Origin of the sequence: Peptoniphilus sp. HMSC075B08 (assembly GCF_001815405.1) — a bacterium.
Taxonomy (GTDB): Bacteria; Bacillota; Clostridia; order Tissierellales; family Peptoniphilaceae; genus Peptoniphilus_A; species Peptoniphilus_A harei.
Genome location: NZ_KV820459.1, coordinates 24,350 through 27,578 on the forward strand (window position 1 = coordinate 24,350; position 3,229 = coordinate 27,578).

The window sequence follows — 3,229 nt, forward strand, 5'->3', positions numbered from 1 at the left end:
CTAACCCCCTCCGGATAAAGAATAGTAAAGCTCTGCTTTACAAAAAGATTTACAAAGACGAAGTATTTCTTTACAAACTTCACGATGCCCCCTGTGTGCCCAAATGGGTATAACCCCTTCCAAGACTGATTCGTAAAGCCCTGCTTTACAAAAAACTTTTTTATATGTTTTTAAAGAAAACTTTCATCAATTTAATATAAATTAAGTCCACTTAATCCTTGCAAAAAAATTCACAAATGATATAATAAAAACAAGAAATAAATAAAAAATATTTTAAATCTTCAGGGAAGGGTGCAAGTCCCAACCGGCGGTAAAGTCCGCGAGCGCAAGCCGAATTGGTGCAATTCCAATACCGACAGTAAAGTCTGGATGAGAGAATGATTTAAACTTTCATGCCCCGAAGGTTCGGGGTTTTTTTATGCCCCAACAGGAGGTAAAATGAACAAAGTAAATTCAAGTTCTATGTTAAGAACAAAAGACATGACGAAAATTGGAATGCTATCAGTGATAGGATTTATACTAATGTATTTTCAACTACCACTTACCTTTGTAGCACCACCCTTTATGAAACTAGACATCTCAGACCTACCAGTACTATTGGGGGCCTTCACAATGGGACCAGCCTATGGCATCATAATCGCGGCTATAAAAAACATAATGCACATCATCTTTAAGGGAACAATGACAGCAGGAGTTGGCGAACTATCAAACTTCATCATCTCCAGCAGCTTTGCCTTTGTGTCAGCTTACTTCTATAGGAAGCACAAGACATACAAGGGAGCAGTAGTGTCCTTGACTCTAGGAGTCCTTGCCATGACTACCCTTGCAATGATCTCCAACTACTTCGTTGTCTTTCCACTATACGGCAAGGTAATGCCAATGGATGCAATCATAGGAATGGGAGCAGCAATCACACCAAGGATCACAGGCCTATTCTCAATGATGATCTATTCAGTCCTACCTTTTAACCTAATAAAAGGCTTCACAACGTCAGCGATAATGATGTTGGTTTATAAAAAAGTTTCACCAATCTTTAAGAATTAAAGATTAAAAGATTAAAGAAAAATAAAAGGAAAGAGCAAGCTGTCAAAGGGCAGCTTGTTTTTTTTGTCCCTTATAATATAATTTACACAAGAAAACTTTTACAAAAATTGCAAAAAAGAGAGGTAAAAAATGAAAATACTTTGCGCAGGCCCAACATCAATAGATAAAAGAGTAATGGAAGTAATGGGCAAGTCCCTTACCAACCCCGACATAGACCCAGAATATGAGAAAAAACATAGACAAGTAGAAAAGAAAATCTCTAAACTCCTAAAGACAGAAGCCACATCCTTTATCATGCTTGGCGAAGGAATGATAGGACTAGAAGGAGCAATATGTAACCTAGTAGAAGAAGGCGACAGGGTCCTTGTCCTTAACAACGGAGTTTTTGGAGCAGGCTTTGCCGACTTCGTAAAATTCTACGGAGGAGAGTCTTACATATATGAAGACGACTTTAGAAGAGGATTTGACATAGAAAAATTAAAAAAATTCCTAGAAAAAGACCACGACTTCAAAGTGGCAACCATGGTCCATTGCGAAACCCCATCAGGCATCACAAACGACGTCAGGACAATTTGCAGGCTCCTGAATTCTTACGGAATCTTGACAATAGTAGACACAGTGTCAGGCATGGGGGGAGAAGCATTTGACTTTGACGACTACAAGGTGGACATCGCCTTGGGAGGAAGCCAAAAATGTATATCAGCACCAACAGGCCTTACACTTGTCACAATATCAGAGAGGGCAAAAAAGGCCATAAAAGATAGAAAAAAACAAGTTCCTTCATATTATATGAACTTTGAAAACTACTACGCCTACTCCGATGGATTTGCCTTCCCATACACAATGAACGAAAACCTAACCTACGCCCTAGATTTGGCATTAGACTTGTTATTCGAGAAAGACTCTCTGGCCCTCCACAAAGAGTACGCAGAAGTCACAAGAGAAATATTTGAAAAAGCAGGCTTCGAACTCTATGCAAAAGACTCAAGGTCCAATACATTGACAGCAGTTATGGTGCCAGAAGGTTATATAGCAGAAGACATCATCGGAGCCTTGAGAGACAAGGGAATACTAATATCAAAGGGAGCAGGCCATATCTTCGAAAAAGTATTTAGGATAGGCCACATGGGGAACAACATATCCTACGACAACTTCTTAGAACTCTATGAAAAGTTAGATGAGGTATTTGGGGAATTAGGAATTGAGACAAGAGTGTCTTTAAAAGAAGAATTTCAAAAATTAATGCAAAAATAAGATTTTTATTTTTTCTTTTATAAGGAGATACAAAATGTCAAAAATAAAAAAAGATAATATTTCTGCAAAAGGAATATCAATTCAAGTTTATACTGAAGATTTTAAAAACGACTATATAAGTCTTACAGATATAGCAAGATACAGAAACTCAGATGATCCCAGATTTGTTATTCAAAACTGGATGAGAAATAGGAATACTCTTGAATTTATAGGATTGTGGGAGACTCTAAATAATTCGAATTTTAACCGTGTGCAATTCGACACGTTTAGAAATGATGCAGGATTAAATAGGTTTACAATGACCCCAAGCAAATGGATAGAATCTACACAAGCTATCGGAATAGTATCAAAATCCGGTAGATACGGTGGGACCTATGCTCATTATGATATAGCAATGGAGTTTGCATCCTGGCTTTCACCAGAGTTTAAGTTATATATTATCCAAGACTATAAAAGACTAAAGGAAGATGAAAATTCTAAAATATCCTTAAGTTGGAATCTTCATAGAGAAATATCAAAAATTAACTACAAAATCCACACAGATGCAATAAAAGAGCATCTATTAAAAGATTTAACCAAAGAACAATTATATTACAAGTATGCAAGTGAAGCTGATATCTTAAATGTAGCATTGTTTGGCAAAAGAGCAAAGCAGTGGAGAGAAGAAAACCCTGATCTAAAAGGAAATATGAGAGACTATGCAAGCTTGAATGAATTATTAGTTCTTGCCAACATGGAATCCTACAACGCAATACTGATTGAACAGGGAATGAAACAAAAAGATAGGATGATTGAGTTGAGAAAATTAGCTATAAATCAATTAATATCGTTGGAGAGCTTAAATAAGTTAGAAATAGAAGAGTAGTTTCTTTATAAAGATTTCATCTTTAAAATTTTACTCTAAAACCTAAGGTTTTAATTCTTCTCTTGG

General features: G+C 36.4%; 3 protein-coding genes and 1 riboswitch. All 3 genes read left to right on the forward strand.

Annotation, left to right across the window (positions count from 1 at the left end):
- Positions 1 to 273: 273 nt before the first annotated feature.
- Positions 274 to 386: riboswitch (FMN riboswitch) on the forward strand.
- A gap of 52 nt (positions 387 to 438) precedes the next feature.
- The 3 genes from HMPREF3023_RS07885 (at position 439) to HMPREF3023_RS07895 (ending at position 3,163) form a co-directional block, all read left to right on the forward strand.
- A complete protein-coding gene (locus HMPREF3023_RS07885) occupies positions 439 to 1,044 on the forward strand; it encodes an ECF transporter S component (RefSeq protein ID WP_070702349.1) in 606 nt (201 codons plus the stop codon).
- A gap of 129 nt (positions 1,045 to 1,173) precedes the next feature.
- Positions 1,174 to 2,298, forward strand: coding sequence for a pyridoxal-phosphate-dependent aminotransferase family protein (locus HMPREF3023_RS07890; protein WP_070702351.1), 1,125 nt, complete (start codon positions 1,174 to 1,176; stop codon positions 2,296 to 2,298).
- A gap of 34 nt (positions 2,299 to 2,332) precedes the next feature.
- Complete coding sequence (locus tag HMPREF3023_RS07895; RefSeq protein ID WP_070702353.1) at positions 2,333 to 3,163, forward strand: KilA-N domain-containing protein; 831 nt, start codon at positions 2,333 to 2,335, stop codon at positions 3,161 to 3,163.
- Positions 3,164 to 3,229 lie beyond the last annotated feature (66 nt).

Coding starts and splice junctions, on each gene's coding strand:
- HMPREF3023_RS07885 (WP_070702349.1), top strand. CDS start 439: ATGAACAAAGTAAATTCAAGTTCTATGTTAAGAACAAAAGACATGACG.
- HMPREF3023_RS07890 (WP_070702351.1), top strand. CDS start 1,174: ATGAAAATACTTTGCGCAGGCCCAACATCAATAGATAAAAGAGTAATG.
- HMPREF3023_RS07895 (WP_070702353.1), top strand. CDS start 2,333: ATGTCAAAAATAAAAAAAGATAATATTTCTGCAAAAGGAATATCAATT.